This window comes from uncultured Roseicyclus sp. (assembly GCF_937892565.1).
GTDB lineage: Bacteria > Pseudomonadota > Alphaproteobacteria > Rhodobacterales > Rhodobacteraceae > Roseicyclus.
Map to the genome: position 1 here is coordinate 1 of NZ_CALAHQ010000067.1, position 16,798 is coordinate 16,798.

15 protein-coding genes, 1 tRNA gene and 2 pseudogenes are annotated in these 16,798 nt (G+C 61.1%); 7 read left to right on the forward strand and 11 right to left on the reverse strand.

Annotation, left to right across the window (positions count from 1 at the left end; translation table 11 throughout):
* The first annotated feature begins 375 nt into the window (after positions 1 to 375).
* From Q0094_RS09335 to Q0094_RS09345, 3 genes are all read left to right on the forward strand, one after another.
* On the forward strand, positions 376 to 624 hold the full coding sequence (locus Q0094_RS09335) for a hypothetical protein (RefSeq protein WP_297618281.1): 249 nt from the start codon (positions 376 to 378) through the stop codon (positions 622 to 624).
* Positions 625 to 874: 250 nt separating this feature from the next.
* Positions 875 to 1,867, forward strand: a complete 993-nt coding sequence (locus Q0094_RS09340) for a glutathione S-transferase family protein (protein WP_297618283.1) — start codon at positions 875 to 877, stop codon at positions 1,865 to 1,867.
* Complete coding sequence (locus tag Q0094_RS09345) at positions 1,867 to 2,658, forward strand: glutathione S-transferase family protein (RefSeq protein ID WP_297618285.1); 792 nt, start codon at positions 1,867 to 1,869, stop codon at positions 2,656 to 2,658. Before Q0094_RS09340 ends, Q0094_RS09345 begins: the two co-directional genes overlap by 1 nt.
* A 47-nt stretch (positions 2,659 to 2,705) precedes the next feature.
* On the opposite strand, the pseudogene Q0094_RS09350 reads toward Q0094_RS09345, so the two are convergent.
* A pseudogene (locus Q0094_RS09350) lies at positions 2,706 to 2,855 on the reverse strand (3-keto-5-aminohexanoate cleavage protein); the annotation flags it as partial.
* 606 nt (positions 2,856 to 3,461) lie between these two features.
* On the opposite strand from Q0094_RS09350, the gene Q0094_RS09355 reads away from it, so the two are divergent.
* The 3 genes and pseudogenes from Q0094_RS09355 (at position 3,462) to Q0094_RS09370 (ending at position 6,165) form a co-directional block, all read left to right on the forward strand.
* On the forward strand, positions 3,462 to 4,238 hold the full coding sequence (locus tag Q0094_RS09355) for a sulfite exporter TauE/SafE family protein (RefSeq protein ID WP_297618287.1): 777 nt from the start codon (positions 3,462 to 3,464) through the stop codon (positions 4,236 to 4,238).
* Between the two features lie 14 nt (positions 4,239 to 4,252).
* Positions 4,253 to 5,140 (forward strand): annotated as a pseudogene (locus Q0094_RS14490) (NAD(P)-dependent oxidoreductase); the annotation flags it as partial.
* 23 nt (positions 5,141 to 5,163) lie between these two features.
* Positions 5,164 to 6,165 (forward strand): Gfo/Idh/MocA family oxidoreductase, encoded by a 1,002-nt coding sequence (locus Q0094_RS09370; RefSeq protein ID WP_297618289.1) that lies wholly within the window; start codon positions 5,164 to 5,166, stop codon positions 6,163 to 6,165.
* Positions 6,166 to 6,237: 72 nt separating this feature from the next.
* Here the strand turns inward: Q0094_RS09370 and Q0094_RS09375 are convergent, their stop codons facing one another.
* The 10 genes from Q0094_RS09375 to Q0094_RS09420 all read right to left on the reverse strand — a co-directional run bounded on the left by Q0094_RS09375 (position 6,238) and on the right by Q0094_RS09420 (position 14,197).
* A complete protein-coding gene (locus tag Q0094_RS09375) occupies positions 6,238 to 7,107 on the reverse strand; it encodes an NAD(P)-dependent oxidoreductase (RefSeq protein WP_297618292.1) in 870 nt (289 codons plus the stop codon).
* A 3-nt stretch (positions 7,108 to 7,110) separates the two neighbouring features.
* Positions 7,111 to 8,205, reverse strand: a complete 1,095-nt coding sequence (locus Q0094_RS09380) for an amidohydrolase family protein (RefSeq protein ID WP_297618295.1) — start codon at positions 8,203 to 8,205, stop codon at positions 7,111 to 7,113.
* Positions 8,206 to 8,320: 115 nt separating this feature from the next.
* On the reverse strand, positions 8,321 to 9,343 hold the full coding sequence (locus Q0094_RS09385) for an ABC transporter substrate-binding protein (protein WP_297618298.1): 1,023 nt from the start codon (positions 9,341 to 9,343) through the stop codon (positions 8,321 to 8,323).
* Positions 9,344 to 9,391: 48 nt separating this feature from the next.
* Complete coding sequence (locus Q0094_RS09390) at positions 9,392 to 10,249, reverse strand: ABC transporter permease (protein ID WP_297618301.1); 858 nt, start codon at positions 10,247 to 10,249, stop codon at positions 9,392 to 9,394.
* A gap of 3 nt (positions 10,250 to 10,252) precedes the next feature.
* Entirely contained in the window at positions 10,253 to 11,122 is an 870-nt protein-coding gene (locus Q0094_RS09395) for an ABC transporter permease (protein ID WP_297618304.1), read from the reverse strand.
* Positions 11,122 to 11,913: an ABC transporter ATP-binding protein gene (locus tag Q0094_RS09400; protein ID WP_297618307.1), complete on the reverse strand. Its 792-nt coding sequence runs from the start codon at positions 11,911 to 11,913 to the stop codon at positions 11,122 to 11,124. The genes Q0094_RS09395 and Q0094_RS09400 overlap by 1 nt, the downstream gene beginning before the upstream one ends.
* A gap of 141 nt (positions 11,914 to 12,054) precedes the next feature.
* On the reverse strand, positions 12,055 to 12,693 hold the full coding sequence (locus tag Q0094_RS09405) for a GntR family transcriptional regulator (RefSeq protein WP_297618371.1): 639 nt from the start codon (positions 12,691 to 12,693) through the stop codon (positions 12,055 to 12,057).
* Between the two features lie 413 nt (positions 12,694 to 13,106).
* Positions 13,107 to 13,183, reverse strand: a tRNA-Arg gene (locus Q0094_RS09410).
* A gap of 43 nt (positions 13,184 to 13,226) precedes the next feature.
* Positions 13,227 to 13,700 carry a GNAT family N-acetyltransferase gene (locus tag Q0094_RS09415; RefSeq protein ID WP_297618310.1) on the reverse strand — a complete coding sequence of 158 codons (474 nt, stop codon included), beginning with the start codon at positions 13,698 to 13,700 and terminating at the stop codon, positions 13,227 to 13,229.
* A gap of 185 nt (positions 13,701 to 13,885) precedes the next feature.
* Positions 13,886 to 14,197 (reverse strand): ETC complex I subunit, encoded by a 312-nt coding sequence (locus Q0094_RS09420; protein ID WP_297618313.1) that lies wholly within the window; start codon positions 14,195 to 14,197, stop codon positions 13,886 to 13,888.
* Between the two features lie 408 nt (positions 14,198 to 14,605).
* Here Q0094_RS09420 and uvrB point away from each other — a divergent pair, with 408 nt between their 5' ends.
* Positions 14,606 to 16,774, forward strand: a complete 2,169-nt coding sequence (gene uvrB / locus Q0094_RS09425; RefSeq protein ID WP_297618316.1) for an excinuclease ABC subunit UvrB — start codon at positions 14,606 to 14,608, stop codon at positions 16,772 to 16,774.
* The last annotated feature ends 24 nt before the right edge of the window (positions 16,775 to 16,798 follow it).

A 16,798-nucleotide genomic window follows, 5' to 3' on the forward strand; every position in this document is an offset into this window, starting at 1 on the left:
CATCGCCAAGGTGGCCCAAGGTCAGGATCAGGCGGCCCTTGGTGCCAAGCCGACACTGCACCCGATCTGTTCATGGCCCCCAAGACGCGATCCGGGCAGGCGCATGATGTCCATTGAGATATGCCCCATGTGACCGGCCCCTGAGCAAAGACCGAGGGTGGCGCCGCGGAGGTGGTGTGATTTCTGCACCGTCACCGGTCTGATCTCAGGTGGCCATCGAGGTGTGTGGTCGAGGTGGAGTTTGACGACTTCACCCACGAACCACACGGAGACCCCGAAGCCCAAGATCGAGCCATGGGAACGCCACTGGTCCGAGGGACCATGGGCAGGCATGGATCTGACCGGGCTTTTGCACAAGCATGATCAGGGCGATGGGTGCTGTCCGACGCGTGCGGCGGCGCGGCTGACCTTGAAATTCTGTCGGCGGTGAAGGGCGCTTTCCTGAATGAAATGGCTGTGGACCGAGGTGTGAACGGAGGCGAATTTCTGCGATGTTCGCGTGCAGCGAAATCGCAGCTTGGCGCGCTCACGCCTTCGAAACGGTTGATGGGAATTCTTGGCGTGATGGTGCACACCATCCTTGCCGCCATCCTCGGGCTTCGCGCGCCTGTGGCATGCGCATGACCGCGAGCCACAGCGTGAACGAAACCGGGCGGGCAGGTCTGTCCGCCGCGCCCCAGAACGCCGCCACCGGGCCAGAACGCAGCGGATTTGCCGCCCGATCCGCGCAACGCCAGCCATGCGCGCAACCGCAATCGGCGCCAAGGATAAAGAACTTGTCTCCTGAGCAGTTTCAGGCAATCGTGGCTTTAAAAAGGGCCGCGCCACCTGGGGAATACCGGCCAAAACGACAACACATTAGGGCAATAAAGAAATGGGGCAGCTCGTCAAAGGTGTCTGGCAGGATACGGCCACCCGTGAGGTCAAGCAGGACGGGCAGTTCGTCAGGCAGGGCTCTGCCTTTCGCAACTGGGTAACCCCGGACGGATCGGCCGGACCGACCGGAGTTGGCGGTTTCAAGGCCGAAGCCGGGCGTTATCATCTGTATGTTTCTCTGGCTTGTCCATGGGCGCACCGCACCCTGATTTATCGCAGCGTTCTGGGGCTTGAACAGGCCATCGACATTTCAGTGGTGCACCCCGTCAATATGGAGAACGGTTGGGAATTCGCTGACTACGAATGCGCGACACCCGACAAATTGTTCGGTTCACGGTTCCTGCATCAGGTCTACACAAGAGCGGCGCCGACCTATTCCGGCAAGGTGACAACTCCGCTTTTGTGGGACAAGCAGAGCGGCACAATCGTGAACAACGAATCCTCCGAGATCATCCGCATGATGGGCGGCGCGTTCAGATCCATCGCGACATCCTGGCAGGAGTTCCTTCCCGAGGACAAGTTGGCCGAGATCGACGCGTTGAACGACCTGATTTACCGTGCCATCAACAACGGTGTCTACAGGACCGGCTTTGCCGAGACCCAAGTTGCCTACGAGGCGGCCGTAACCGGTCTGTTCGACGCCTTCGACGTTCTGGAAACCCGTCTTGCTGACAGCAGGTTCCTTCTGGGCGACAGGCCCGTGGAACCGGACTGGCGCCTGTTTGCCTCGATGATCCGGTTCCCGTCCGTCTATTACTTCCACTTCAAATGCAATATTCGCAGTCTGGATGACTACCCGAACCTCAAGCGGCACACACGCGACCTGTTGAATTGGCCGGGAGTAAGACAGACCGTGAACCTCGACCACATCAACACCCACTATTACATGGCGCATCGCAAAATAAATCCGTTTGGTCTGATTCCGTTGGGAGCCAAAATCGACCTTGACGGACCCGAGTGGAGCGATGCCGAACTCCGAAAGGCAGTCTGATGATTACGCTTTATCACTACGACAGGTCCACCGCTGCACAACGCGTGCGGCTTTTGATAGAAGAAAAAGGACTCGAATGGAAAAGCGTGATTGTCGATACGGCGCGTGGCGACGTGGATCAGCTTCCTGAGAATTACCATGAATTGAACCCCAAGGGTCTGGTTCCTGCCATTGAGCACAACGGGCGGGGCATCTCGGAATCGACAATTCTATTGGAATATCTGGACGATGCTTTCCCCGAAACATCGTTTCGTCCAGCCAATGCCGAAGACCGCGCTGACATGCGCCGCTGGATATACCGCATCGGAGATGGTGTGCATGTGGCAAGTCGCACGATCGGTGTGTGCATCGTCAACCGCTTCATCTACCTTGAACAGGGCAAGAAAAAGATCGAGGCCTACCATTCCGAAATGAGGGATTTGGTTCGGCGCGACAACGACAAGGTAAACATCGCTATGGGCCTGGAAAGCCCGTTGCTTCCCGATGCGCTCAAGACGTTCAAGTCGCTCTTTGCCGACATGAATGATCGCCTTGCCGACAGTGGCTGGTTGGCTGGAGACAGCTATTCCCTGGCCGACATCGCGCTGGTGGTCTATCTGCGCCGAATGGAATCGTTCATGATGGCGCCCCTGTGGGCCGATCATGGTCACCTCAATGACTGGTATGCGCGGATTGCTGCGCGGCCCGCCTACCACAAGGCCGTGGTGGAATGGGGCGACATCACCGAGGCCAAGCGGACCGAGCATGGCAGGGGCGCTTTCGACGCGATCGAGAAATTGTGGAACGCATGATCCTGCAAAAGGCCCGATGCCCGCGGTCTTGAGGGCTTGACGTGACGGGCCGGCATCTCGGTGGCCAGCGATTTGACCAGATCGGGTGGACCGTCACGGACCCGCGTGGGAAAGTTGTTCGACCCCACAAAGAGCGAGACCGTGTCGGGCCGCAAGGACAGCATCGCGCCGCGCGCATGCCCTGCCCCTGTCCGCCCCGCGGCATGCGCATGATGAAGCCCCGCACTCTTGCGCGGATGGGTGTCGTATGAAGGCTCGGCGGGGAAATCCCGCTGCTGATTGCTTTTGAAGCCCGCAAACCAGCCAATCACGGTTTGGGCCGTGCAAGGGGGGGCGTGATCAGGCTTTGCGCGGCTGCCTCAAACGGGGGGAAACCGTGCACGAAGCAAGCGCTGAACACGGTGCCGCTGAACGCATTCGATCCTGCCTTGCACAGCGCGCCTATCCGCCCGCGATAACCTTCCGATGCAGCCCTCCAAGCACGGGGGAGGCACCGGACACGTCACGCGATGATGGCTCAAGGGTATCTAACCTGTTTTCTGTCATTCGGCCGGGCCACGCGACCAAAGACAACACTCGACCCACACCGATGCCAAAGCGCCCAGGCATATCCTCAAGGTTACGCGGCACCCTCCGATCGACAGCCAATTCTGGCTCGCTCAGGCGCGTTGAACACGCCGCAAGTATCGCGCCATCCATATTTGATTATCCCAATTTATGATACGAAAGCTGCGCTTTGATGTCGAAAACATATGCCAGACAAGTCATCTTGTCGCTGCGGCGGCAGGGGCAAATCAAACAGAATGATCGCGGATCAATCGGTATTATTTCTGGCGGTCATGGCCTTTTGCGTGTTCTTCGTCGGGCTGGCCAAGGCGGGCTTTGGCGGCATGATCGGATCGCTGGCCATGCCGCTTGCAGCGGCCGTTTCCGATCCTTTCACCGCGATATCGGTCCTGTTGCCCACCTATGTGGTGATGGATCTGATCTTGATGGTGGTCTACCGAAAATCGGTGCGCTTTGATCTGCTGTGGCCCATGGCGGTGACGGGCCTGGTGGGTGTAAGCATTGGTGCGGTGTTCTTCCAGTCCTTCGAGATCTGGTTGCTGCAATCCATGCTCGGGGCCATTTCGATCGCTGCGGCCCTGAATTTCGCTCGCACCCGCTGGCTGACGCAGGGCAAGGAACAGCCCGCGACGCCGCCGCGCCACATCTGGCCGCGCGCGGCCGGAATGGCGGGATCGAGCGGGTTTCTCAGCTTTTTCCTCATGGGAGAGGCCCCGGCGCAATTGTTCCTCTTGCCCTATCGCCTGATGCCCGTGATCTACGTCGCCACGATGGTGTGGTTTTTCGCGATCATGAATGCCGCCAAGATCCCGATCATGGTCACCTTTGGCATGGTCACGCCCCAGACCCTGATCCTGTCGCTGTGTTTCCTGCCCGTCATGCCCTTGGGGCTATGGGCCGGCAATCGCATCAGCACGCGTATCCCCAAGGATCCTTTCTACATCCTCATCCATATCCTCTTGCTGGGTCTTGGGGTCTACTTGATCGTCCAAGGCGCCTTTTACGCGCCGTAAGCACCACGGAAGGGACGTATATGAACATTGGCATCATCGGGACGGGCAATATGGGGCGCGCCATGGCGGAGCGTCTGCGCGATCAAGGCGCGGCGCTGACCGTGTGGAACCGGGATCGCACCAAGGCTGAGGCAATCGCGGGCGTCCGCGTGGCCGAGAGCCCGCGTGATCTCGCCGAAAAGGTTGACGTGATCGTGTCGGCGCTCGCCAATGACGCTGCCATCGCCGCCGTCTATCACGGGCCTGCCGGGCTGTGCCATGGGCCGCTCACGGGCAAGCTGGTGATCGAAACCTGCACGACACTCCCCGCCACCACCCGTGCGCTCGAAGCAGCCATCGTGGCATGTGACGGGCTGTTTCTCGAATGCCCCGTAGGCGGCACGACCGGCCCCGCGCGCGAGGGGCAATTGCTGGGCCTTGCAGGCGGCAGCCCCGAAGCTTTCGCAAAGGGCGCCCCGATCCTGAAACTCTTGACGCGGCGGCTGGAACATCTGGGGCCCGTGGGCGCAGGCGCGGCGATGAAACTGGCGATCAACCTGCCCCTGATGGTGTATTGGGCAGCCTTGGGCGAAGCCCTCGGGCTCGCCTTGGGGGAAGGCATCGATGCTGCGCAGGCGCTCGATGTTCTGGCGGACAGTTCCGGGGCGATCGGCGCGGCCAAGAAGCGCGTTCCCCCTATCGCCGCCATGTTGGCAACCGGTCAGGGCGGGGCGGTGAATTTCAGTCTCGAGAACGCGATCAAGGATATGGGCCTGATGGCGGATCTGGCCCGTTCGCATGGCCATGCGCCCGATGTGATCGAAGCCGCGCTGCACAAGGCACGCCGGGCGGCGCCCGAAGGCTTCGCAGCGCTCGATTGTTCCATGGTCGGCCTGCATCCCCTCAAGACCTCAAAGACATGAACAAGACCGGAAAGGAAAGGGCAATGCTCAACGTTGTATTGGTGGGGTTTGGCTGGTGGGGTCAGCATGTCGCGCGCCGTCTGGTCGATCATCCGATGTTCCGGATTGCCGCCGTCGTCGAACCCTCGGAGGCGCTGCATGCGCAGATACAGGCGATGGGTCTGGCGGTTGAAACCGACTTTGACAGTGCGATCACCCGCGAGGGGGTGGAAGCGGTGATCCTGACCTCGCCCAATAACCTGCACGACTCCCAGATCGCCCAAGCGGCCGGTCGGGGCTTGCATGTGTTTTGCGAAAAGCCGCTGTCCCTGACGGCAGCAGGGGCGCGGGCATCAGTCGCGCTGTGCCGGGAAAAGGGTGTGGTTCTGGGCATCGGCCATGAGCGGCGGTGGGAGCCCGGCATCCTCGCGCTGAAATCCATGCTCGACGAGGGCAGCCTCGGCACCATCATGCATGCGGAGATGGCGTTCAGCCACAACAAGCTTGCGCATCTTCCCAAGGGCAGCTGGCGCACATCCAAGGCCTATGCGCCCGCTGCGGGCATGACGCAGATGGGCATCCACCTGACCGACATGCTGATCTGGTTCTTCGGGCGCGTATCGAGCGTGTCGGCCTTTACCGCCGACCGTTCGCTGGGATGGGAAACCGGCGATGTCGTCGCGGTGCAGATGCAGTTCGAAACCGGTGTGACGGCCACGCTGCAGGCCATCCTCAACACGCCCCATTTCATTCGCGCCCATGTTTTCGGCACGAAATCCTGGGTCGAGATCCGCAACGCGACACATCCCGACACCCCCGGCGGCAAGACCGATATGGAAATCTATCGGAGCATGGACGATCGCGATACCCGGATCCTCGATTGGACCGACAGCGTGACGGCAAACCTCGAGGCCTGGGCCCGGGCGATCGCGGGGGAAAGCCGCTACCCCTATTCGGATTTCGAGCTGACCCACAACATCGAAGTGCTGGAGGCGATTATCCTGTCGGCGGAGACGGGCCGCACCATCAATCCGGCAGCCCTTTAGCCCGCAACCGCGCCGCGATCAGGAAAAAGGGGGCAACAGCCCCCCTTTTTTTGCCGCATGCGCGACCACAGCCTATTTCGCAGCCGTGTAGACCTCATAGACGCCGGCAGTATCATAGCTCATCGGCAGGCTCTCGAACGCCGCGTCATAGAGCTTGCACACCGCCTCGAAGATCGGCGTCTCGATCGCCTGAGACGCGATATTGTCGCCGATGATCGACAGGTCCTTCTGAAACATCGCCATGCTGGCCGTCGGCGGCTCATATGACTTTGCAATCATCAATGGCATGCGCAGATCGGACATCCGCGATTGGCCGGCCCCACCCGACAGCATCTTGTAGACCGTTCCGGCATCAAGCCCGAGCGATGTCGCGTAATGCAGGGTTTCGGCGGCGGCCGCATTGTGAAGCGCGACCGCATGGTTGGCGACGTATTTCATCCGCGACCCATAACCAAACGCTCCGGCTTCGATCACGGTGTGACTGATGTGGGACAGATAGGGCTTGGCGTGAACGATGGCCGCAGGATCGCCCGAGGCCATGATCACCAGATCCGCCTTGGCAGCCTGTGCGCCCGTCCCGCTGACAGGGCAATCGAGCAAGATGGCGCCTGCAACCTCGACCGCCGCCTTGGCCGCGAACTTGTCGGCCAAGGCAAAGGTTCCGGTCTCCAGCGCCACCTGCCCCTTGGACAGCAACCCGCCCAAGGCCGTCGCCACAGCGGCCAGCACCTTGGGCGAGGCCACCGACACGATCACAAGATCACATTCCGCAACCCAAGGCCCAAGGGCATCATGGGCTTGACCGCCAAGTGCCTCAAGCGCCACCCGGCCAGCAGGGGCCGGATCGACGCCGACAACCTGCACACCGGCACGCCGCAGGTTGGCCGCATAGGCGCTGCCCATGATGCCAAGCCCCACAACCCCGACCTTGCCGCGGGCCATGGCTTACTTTACCCCAAGCATCTTCAGGGCCGACAGCCCGGCGACCTTGGCCTTTTCCTCATCGGTCAGGTTTGATGTCGCGATATGTCCGACCGGGTCGTAATCAGCCATGTCATAGGGGTAATCCGTGCCCATGACGATCTTGTCGGCTCCGTAAAGCTTGACGAGATACTCCAGCTGATGTTGGCTGAACACCACGCTGTCGAAGTAGACTTGGCGCAGATATTCGGTCGGCTTTTTGGGCAGATCGGCGTGGCAATCGGCCCGCGCACCCCAGGCATGATCGATCCGGCCGGAATAGGCGGGCAGATAGCCGCCACCATGGACCGCAAGGATCTTGAGTTCGGGCATGTCGCGCAAGACACCGTTGAAGATCAGGTAATGCAGGGCGGTTGTGGTTTCGAGCGGGTTGCCGATCACGTTGGAGAAGTAATATTCGTGAAAGCGGTCGCCTCCGGTGAAGCCATTGGGATGGATCATCACCAGCGCGCCCAGTTCCTCGGCCTTTTTCCAGAACGGACGGAACCGATCCGCCGATATTTCTTCCCCGTCGCAGTTGGTCAGCAACATCACGCCCTTGAGACCCAGATCCTTGACGGCCCGGGTCAGTTCGGTGACCGCTTCGGCCGGATCCTGAAAGGGAACGGTGCCAAGCCCCATGAAGCGGTCAGGACGACGTCCCACCCATTCGGCCATCCCGTCATTGACCATGCGGCTTGCTACGACGGCGTGCTCGGTCTTGGATTGATAATAGCACTGCGGGGGCGGCGGGGCGACAACCTGAATGTTGATGCCCTCGGCATCAAGGACCTTCATGCGGTCTTCGATATCCTGCATCGCCGTGGAGCCGCGATCGGCCTCCTGCTTGGCGTTGATCATGGTGGTTTCGGCGTTGGAATGGGTCACCATCGCGATGCGCGCCGGATTGACGTGGGGCGCCATGTATTTCCCGGCTGCGGGAATGACCACATGCGCGTGACTGTCCACCGTAGTCGTGCTCAGGCGATGGGCACGGTCGGGACGCGGACGGCCGGTCGTCGGCCCATAGCGGTTCAATTCTCCGCCCAAATCGGGCATACCGATGATCGTGTGGCTCATAAGTCTTTCCTTTTTGGCCGAAATTCAAACAGCCCCACGCAACAGCGGTGCGGGGGGTATCAGGAGCAATGAAACCGGGCCGCCCACGATCGGAAGCGGGCGGCCCGATGCCGGTTCACTTGTTGGCTTCGAACCAAGCGGCAGCTTCCGCCTCGACCTCGGCGCGATCAAAGTCGTTGATCGCCGCGATGAAGCTATCGTTGAGGAAGGTCGCCACATCCCGCGCGGCGGCGATGCCGCCAGATTCAACCATGCGCGGCTGGATCGCGGTCCAGACGTCGGCCTGCGGTTGGCCACACTGTTCGGTGACCGACACGTTCATGCCGATGGACATGTCGAGGTACAGCTGGCCGGCCTCCTCGATCTCCCATTCCTCGGGAACGGTCTGGCGCAGCATTTCGGCCACCGCGTCGCGATTGACGGTTGCCACATGCATGCCCTTGCACCATGCCCGCAGGAAGCCTGTGACCGCCTCACGCTTGGCTTCGATCTCGCTCACCGCCATCGAAAAGGTGTTGGCCGGGCTGGCCAGCAGCGATTGCGGCGTGATCAGCCGGGTGTCGATGCCGTTGGCAATCAGCACGATCCAGTCCGGTGCAGCCCCGGCGATCGCCGAGACATTGCCATCGCGCATCGCTGCAGCCAGCGTCGGCCCGGCTTCGCCCAGAACCACCGTCTTCACATCGTCGATCGACACGCCTTCGGCGGCCATCGCTGCCTGCAAGAAGGCGCGGTCGCGGTCCGACACCAGACCAACGGTCGTGCCGACCAGATCGGCCATGGATTGCACCGAGCTACCGGCTGGCACACCGATGCCTTCGGGTGCGTTCTGCATCACCTCGAAGACGGTGTTGATCTCGGCCCCTGCATCGAGCGCGTTGATCGTCTCGAACGGGTCAAGCATGGCCAGATCGGCCTGCCCGTTTTGCAGGAACGCCACATAGGGGATCGAGGTATCCGAAGGCAAAAGATCGACCTTTACGCCTTCTTCCTCGAAATAGCCCAACGCCTCGCCCACGACGAGCGGGAAGAAGTTGGTCGAGCGGGGCAGCGGGTTGATCATCCGCACCTCGGTCAAATCTTGTGCCGAAAGGGCAAGCGGTACCAGAGCCGTCGCCAAAGCGGTCGTAGCGGCCATCATCCGTAACATTTTCATTCTGTTGTCCTCCCTGAAAGATGTCTTTGGTCACTTGTGCATGATGCGTTGCCAGGCCTTTGCCCGGGCCCGCGACACGCGCGCCATGCGATTTTCCCGACCCCAGAACACGATCCGATTGTCGAGAAATTCCATCGCATAGAACAAGAGCAGCCCAATCGCCGTCATGCTGAGCAAGGTGGCGATCGAGGCAGCCATTTGGAGTTGAAAGGAGAAACGGCCCATCAACACGCCCACCCCTTCTGTGGCTTGGGCGAACTCTGCAACCACCGCGCCGATGAGCGCCGTGGTCAAACCGATCTTCATTCCCGCAAACACCATCGGCAAGGACGACGGCACGCGCAGCTTGAAGAACACCTGCACCTTCGTGCCGCCCAGCGAGCGAAACAGATCCTCGCGATCTTCGTCGGTTTGCAGCAGTCCGGTCAGCGCATTCACATAGATGGGAAAGAAACAGATCACAGCGGCCAGCGCGATCTTTGATCCCATGCCGTAGCCGAACCATGCGATGATGATGGGCGTCAGCGCGATCCCGGGCGTCACGTTCAAGACGATGGCATAGGGTGACACATAACGCTGGAACACGTCCGACAGTGACGAGGCAACCGCCAGAACGACGGCGATCGTGGCCCCGATCGCAAATCCGGTCACCGCTTCGGTAAAGGTGACCACGAAATGCGGGTAGATGATGCGCTCGGTCACATAAAGCCGCCAGATCGCCGAGACTATCTCGGACGGGCGCGGCACCATGATCGAGTCGATTACATTGATGATGGAAAGCCCTTCCCACAAGGCCATCAATGCACCGAAAAGGACCAGATGCGGCAAGACGCTCAGGGCCCAGTAGGACCTCGGCGTTGAACGCTGGGGCAAATCATGTTCAGCCATGGATCAGGCCTCCTCGGCGTGCGCGCGCGCGCGGGCAGCGCTTACACGTTCACGGCCATCTTGATGCTTCCAAAACGCGATCCAGCGATCGAGCAGTTCCATCCCCTTGAAGATGCCAAAGCCGATGATCGTCAGCGTGAAGATGCACGCAAAGGCCGACGCCATGTTCAGATTGCGCGTGTAGACGAGGATCAGGGACCCGATCCCCTGATCACGCTGGATGAACTCAGCCACCAGCACGCCAGACAGGGCAGCGGTCAACGCCAGCCGCTCTCCGGCCATGATCACAGGAACCGCATCCGGCAAAACCAGCTTGCGCAGGGTTTGCCATTTCGTTGCCCGCAGCGACCGGAACAGTTCCAGCTTTTCGGCGGGCACATTCATGACACCGGACAAGGTGTTGATGAAGGGCGCAAAGAAGCAGACCAACATGATGATCGCAATCTTTGATTGTGCGCCAAACCCCAAGGCCGCGATCAGCAATGGTGCAACCGCGATGCGCGGCGTTGCTTCCAGAACGATGACATAGGGCTGAAGGTAGCGCCGCACCAAGGGGTTGAGCCCGACCACCGCCCCCAGCCCGACGCCCAGGATCGAGCCCGCGGTAAACCCGGCCAATACCAGCCCGAGCGACACGTAAAGATGCCACCAGATGTTGGCATTCTCGAAATAGACCAGCCAAAAGGACCGCAGGATGGCCGAGGGGCGGGGATAAAACAGCGGGTCAAGCCAGCCAAGCCGCGAGCCTGTTTCCCACAGCACCAGCAGAACCAGAAACAGTCCCAGATGGTTGGCCAGCCGACGAAGACGCAGCGAGGCCCCGGGCTGCGCCGGGTTTGCTTGCGATGGAGCGATCCGCCCTGACATGGCCATCACAGCGCCCCAAGGGTTGCGCGCACATCTTCGGCCAGCGCATTGAATTCGGGGGTCAACTGCATGGCGAGCGTGCGCGGCCGCGGCAGGTTGATGTCGACAATCTTGGCAATTTTGCCCGGACGCGGTGTCATGACGAACACCTGATCTGACAGAAAGATCGCTTCGTTGATGTTATGGGTGACAAAGATGGTGGTCGCGCCGAACTCTCCCACGATACGCAGGAGTTCAAGATTGAGGTGTTCGCGCGTGAATTCGTCCAATGCCCCGAAGGGTTCATCCAGCAGCAAGATATCCGCCCCCGTCTGCAGCAGTCGCGCCAGAGCGACGCGTTGCTGCATGCCCCCCGACAACTGCGCGGGAAAGGCGAAGGCAAAATCCTTGAGCCCGACAAGATTCAGCAGATCCAGCGCCCGCGCACGGTCGGCCTTTGTGACTGTGCCTGACAGCTCCGTGGGCAACAGCACATTCTCCAGCGACGTGCGCCATTCCAAAAGCGTGGCCTTCTGAAACATCATGGCAATGTCGGGTCGCGGCCCCGTCACTTCGCGCCCATGCACGATGGCCGCCCCCTGCGAGGGCGCGATCAGCCCTGCGATCAGCCGCAGCAAGGTGGATTTGCCACAGCCCGAGGGCCCCACAAGCGATACGAACGCGCCCTTGGGTATGTCGAAGCTGGCGCGGTCAAGTGCGGTGACGCTTCCATTGGCAAATGTCTTGACGATGGCATCCCCGGCAACAACGGTCGGGGCAGCCCTGCGGGGTTCGGCATCAGCTTGTGCGGCAGTCATGGCGGCCATCCTTCATGTTCATGGACAGGCAAAGCCGATCCGGTCGTTCTGGAGCCAAGACAAAGCTGGCTCGAAAGACGGCAGATGAGATATCAGCAGGCGCCACAACCAGCTCCACACGGATATCACCACCCACCCCGTTCAGGCCACAACGGCCGTATTCGAAAGCCCGCGCAATACTTGCGTCCGCGACCGCTCGATATGCTTGGCCGCCAACCGCGCCGCGGCGCTGCCATCACGGACCTGCAACGCGTCGATGAGTTTGTTGTGATCGACCAGTGCGGCCACCATCGCCTCGGCCTCGGTGCGGCGCATCGACAGCGACACCACACAGATGCGGTCATAATTGTCCATCAAGCGCCGCATGGCATCCAACAGTCTGCGGTTGCCGGACAACTCGCTAAGATGGCGATGGAAGGTATGATTGTATCGCGCGAATTCCGCCAGCGACGACATGTCGGCATCGCGGAACCGGTCAAGGTCGCTCAGGGCGCGGTTGCCTGCCTCGGCAGCAATTTTGCGAACAGCGCCCACCTCCAGAATCTTGCGCAGTTCCAGTATGTCTTGCGCATCCGAAACCGATATCTGGGTCACACGATGCCCCTGACGAGCCGTTATTTCCACAAGACCTTCGAATTCAAGCTTCTGTAGCGCGTCACGGATCGGCGTTTTCGAGACCCCAAAGCGGCGCGCAAGCTCGTTCTCACTCATCTCAGAACCGGGCGCGAGAGAACATGACATGATGCCATCGCGCAGTTCGGAGAAAATGTGATGGCGCATCAACTTGGTCGTCACGTTGGCCCCCCGGCCCTGGCGTTGCGCCAGCCCAACCCTTCGCCTACCCTAGACGCCCCATGTTCAGGTGGTCAAAGCATCAGAAACGATACTTGATATCGTAATTCGTGATATCTCACGATTCAGCTTTGCACCGGTCCATCGGGCAACCCGGAGACCGCAATTCGGATGCAGCCCACCCTTCCGGCACGGTTGGCGCTGACGCGACCAATCCCTGAAGCATGCCAGCACAGCATGGCGGGAGATGCTGTCCCTGAGCGTGGTGTAGGATCTGGGTGAGGTGGTCACCGGTGATGTTCCGGTCGGGTCTGGTTGCTGACACCAACCTGGACCGGAGCTTCCACCGATGACCACCGAAATGCTGAACCTACACCACGCTCAGGTACAGCATCATTTTATGGCGACCCCTGAAGGAATCGAACCCTCAACCTGCTGATTAGAAGTCAGCTGCTCTATCCAGTTGAGCTAAGGGGTCGCGTGAGCGATTGCATAGCCTAGGCGTTCGGTTCGGTCCACGATCAAAGCGCGCGGGACATGAAGACGCTCATCGGATCGGGGGAATAGCTGCCGAACGGTGGGCAATCGGTGAACCCCGCCCGCTCATAGAGCCGGCGCGCGGCGCCCGAGGCGGGCAGGCTGCCCGTTTCCAGCGATAATCGGTCAAGCCCCGCCGCGCGGGCATGTTCAAGGATCAGTCCAAGGATATGCGCCCCCGCCCCATGGCCCCGGGCTGTCTGGGCGACATGCATCGATTTAACCTCGCCTTGCCCGGGCGCGATCCGCTTGTAGCCGCCCATCGCGACGACAGGGCCGCCATGGCCCACACGGCCCACGAACATCACAAGACCATCCGCCGCAAGCGCCGCAGCATCTTGGTTGTGATTGCTGTCGGCCGGGTAATGCGCCGCGCTATGGGCCGCATGCCGCGCGATCAGATCGGCCAGGGCCACGTCGGCCGGGTCCATCCCCTCATAGATGATCGTGCCCGACATGACCCTGCTCCTTGTACTATCCGTCTGCGCGCCGCCGGCAGGCGACAGGGCGCCGCTTGGGGCGGCGGGCCGTGGGGGTCAATGCATCACGGCCCCACATCCGCGGTCTGGCGAACTGCACCGTCACGACCGTGGCAATCTGCAATAGCCATGGCCAATCCGGCGCAACCGCGCCTGAGGCGATGTCAATGCGTCCAGGCACCCTTGCGGTCAGTGGCAAAGTTTTCGCCATAGCCGCGTGCACGGATATTGGGCTTGCGCGCTTTGGGCTGGATCACCACCGCCTCGATGCCATGGTCCTTTGCGTAATCCTGCGCCGCGTCCAAGGTATCGAATTGCAGGCGCAATTGGCTGTTCATATCGGAAGACGACGTCCAGCCCATCAACGGATCCACCTCACGCGGGGCGGTCGGGGCGAATTCGAGCACCCAATGATGGGTCTTTGCCATGCCCGAGGACATGGCAGTCTTGGCGGGCTTGTAAATGCGGGCGCGCATTGGTCGATCATCCCCGGTAATTCCAGCAGTCCCTGTATGGAAAAGCCACGCGGTCTTGTCCACACCCATGCTGTCGCGGGCCAGCGATACAGGGAAACAACGGCAAAATCCGGGGAACGCACAGAGAGTTGCCGATCGATCCCGAGGGAGCGAGGGGTGGGTGGGTGGTCGGAACCGACCGGCAACCGCTTCTGCTGCTTGCCTGACATTTCTACGACACCAAGGGCCTTCGGGCAACGGAATATTCTCCTTAAAGTTGTAAAAATTTTCCGCATTTCCGAAAGACTGCGTTAACCACACCGGATTGCGTCCATCCGGCGCGATCCAAGGGTTGAACCCTCGCCCGATAAGGTCAATTTCTCGATCACACCGGAGACGCACGCCATGCACAACAATTCGCCCGAAGCTATGCCCGACACCGGTCTTTCGGTCGATCAGGTCCGCGCCCGCCCCAAGCTGGAAGGGGGGCGGCGCTTTGTCATGCGGTCCGATTTCGAGCCCGCGGGCGATCAGCCCACGGCCATTGCCGAACTGTCGGCGGGGGTGGTGTCGGGTGAACAAAATCAGGTTCTCTTGGGGGCGACCGGCACCGGAAAAACCTTCACCATGGCCAAGATCATCGAGCAAACCCAGCGCCCGGCGATCATCCTTGCGCCCAACAAGACACTGGCCGCCCAGCTTTACGGCGAATTCAAGGGCTTTTTCCCCGACAACGCGGTGGAATACTTTGTCAGCTACTACGACTACTACCAGCCCGAAGCCTATGTCGCGCGGTCCGATACCTATATCGAGAAAGAATCCCAGATCAACGAACAGATCGACCGCATGCGCCATTCGGCGACGCGGGCGCTTCTGGAACGCGACGATGTGATCATCGTGGCCTCGGTGTCGTGCATCTACGGCATCGGCTCGGTCGAGACCTATGGCGCGATGACCCAGGATCTGTTCACCGGCCAAAGCTATGACCAGCGCAGGGTGATGGCCGATCTGGTGGCCCAGCAATACCGCCGCAACGATCAGGGCTTTCAGCGCGGCAGCTTTCGGGTGCGTGGCGACAGCCTTGAAATCTGGCCCGCCCATCTGGATGACCGGGCGTGGCGACTGTCGTTTTTCGGGGAAGAGCTGGAAAGCATCACCGAGTTTGACCCCCTGACCGGCCACAGGACCGACAGCTTCGAGAAAATCCGCGTCTATGCGAATTCCCACTATGTGACGCCGCGCCCGACGATGCAGCAGGCCATCAAGGGCATCAAGGCCGAGCTTGCCCAAAGGCTCGACCAGCTGGTCGCCGAGGGCAGACTGCTTGAGGCCCAGCGACTTGAACAGCGCACCAGTTTCGATCTGGAAATGCTGGAGGCCACGGGCGTGTGCAACGGGATCGAGAATTATTCCCGCTACCTGACGGGGCGCGCCCCGGGTGAGCCGCCACCAACCTTGTTTGAATACATCCCCGACACGGCCATCGTCTTTGCCGATGAAAGCCATGTCACCGTGCCACAGATCGGTGGCATGTATCGCGGCGACTATCGGCGGAAATTCACACTGGCAGAACATGGGTTCCGCCTGCCGTCATGCATGGACAACCGGCCCCTCAAATTCGAGGAATGGGATGCGATGCGCCCGCAATCGGTCTTTGTCTCGGCCACCCCGAGTGCGTGGGAAATGGAACAGGCGGGCGGTGTCTTTACCGAACAGGTGATCCGCCCCACCGGGCTTCTGGATCCGGTCGTGGAAATCCGGCCCGTCAACATGCAGGTGGACGATCTGCTTGATGAGATCCGCCGCGTCGCGGCACGCGACATGCGCGTTCTGGTCACAACGCTCACCAAGCGCATGGCCGAGGATCTGACCGAATACCTGCACGAACAGGGCATCCGCGTGCGCTACATGCATTCCGACATCGACACGATCGAACGGATCGAGATCTTGCGCGATCTGCGGCTGGGGGCCTTTGACGTGCTGATCGGCATCAACCTGTTGCGCGAGGGGTTGGACATTCCCGAATGCGGGCTGGTGGCCATTCTTGACGCCGACAAGGAAGGATTCCTGCGCTCGGAAACCTCGCTGATCCAGACCATCGGGCGGGCCGCGCGCAATGTCGAGGGCCGCGTGATCATGTATGCCGACCGCATCACCGGCTCGATGGAGCGCGCGCTGCGCGAAACCGATCGCCGCCGCGCCAAGCAGATCGCCCATAACGCGGCCCACGGGATCACCCCCGCGACCGTCAAGAAGAACGTCGAGGATGTTCTGGCGGGGCTTTACAAGGGCGACACCGACATGGCGCGCGTCACCGCCAAGATCGACAAGCCGATGGTGGGTGCCAATCTGGCCGCCCACCTGGACGGGCTGCGCGCCAAGATGCGCAAAGCGGCCGAAAACCTCGAATTCGAAGAAGCCGCGCGCCTGCGCGACGAGGTCAAGCGGCTCGAAGCGGTGGAACTGGCCGTGGCCGATGATCCGCTCGCGCGGCAGTCGGCAGTGGACGACGCGGTGGAGGGCGCGGTCAAGATGGCCGGACGGTCAACCGCCGGGCGCCCGGGGCAGCGGGGCGGCAAGACGCGGCGCGGGCGCTAAAGGGGGGCTGCGCATCATGGCGCT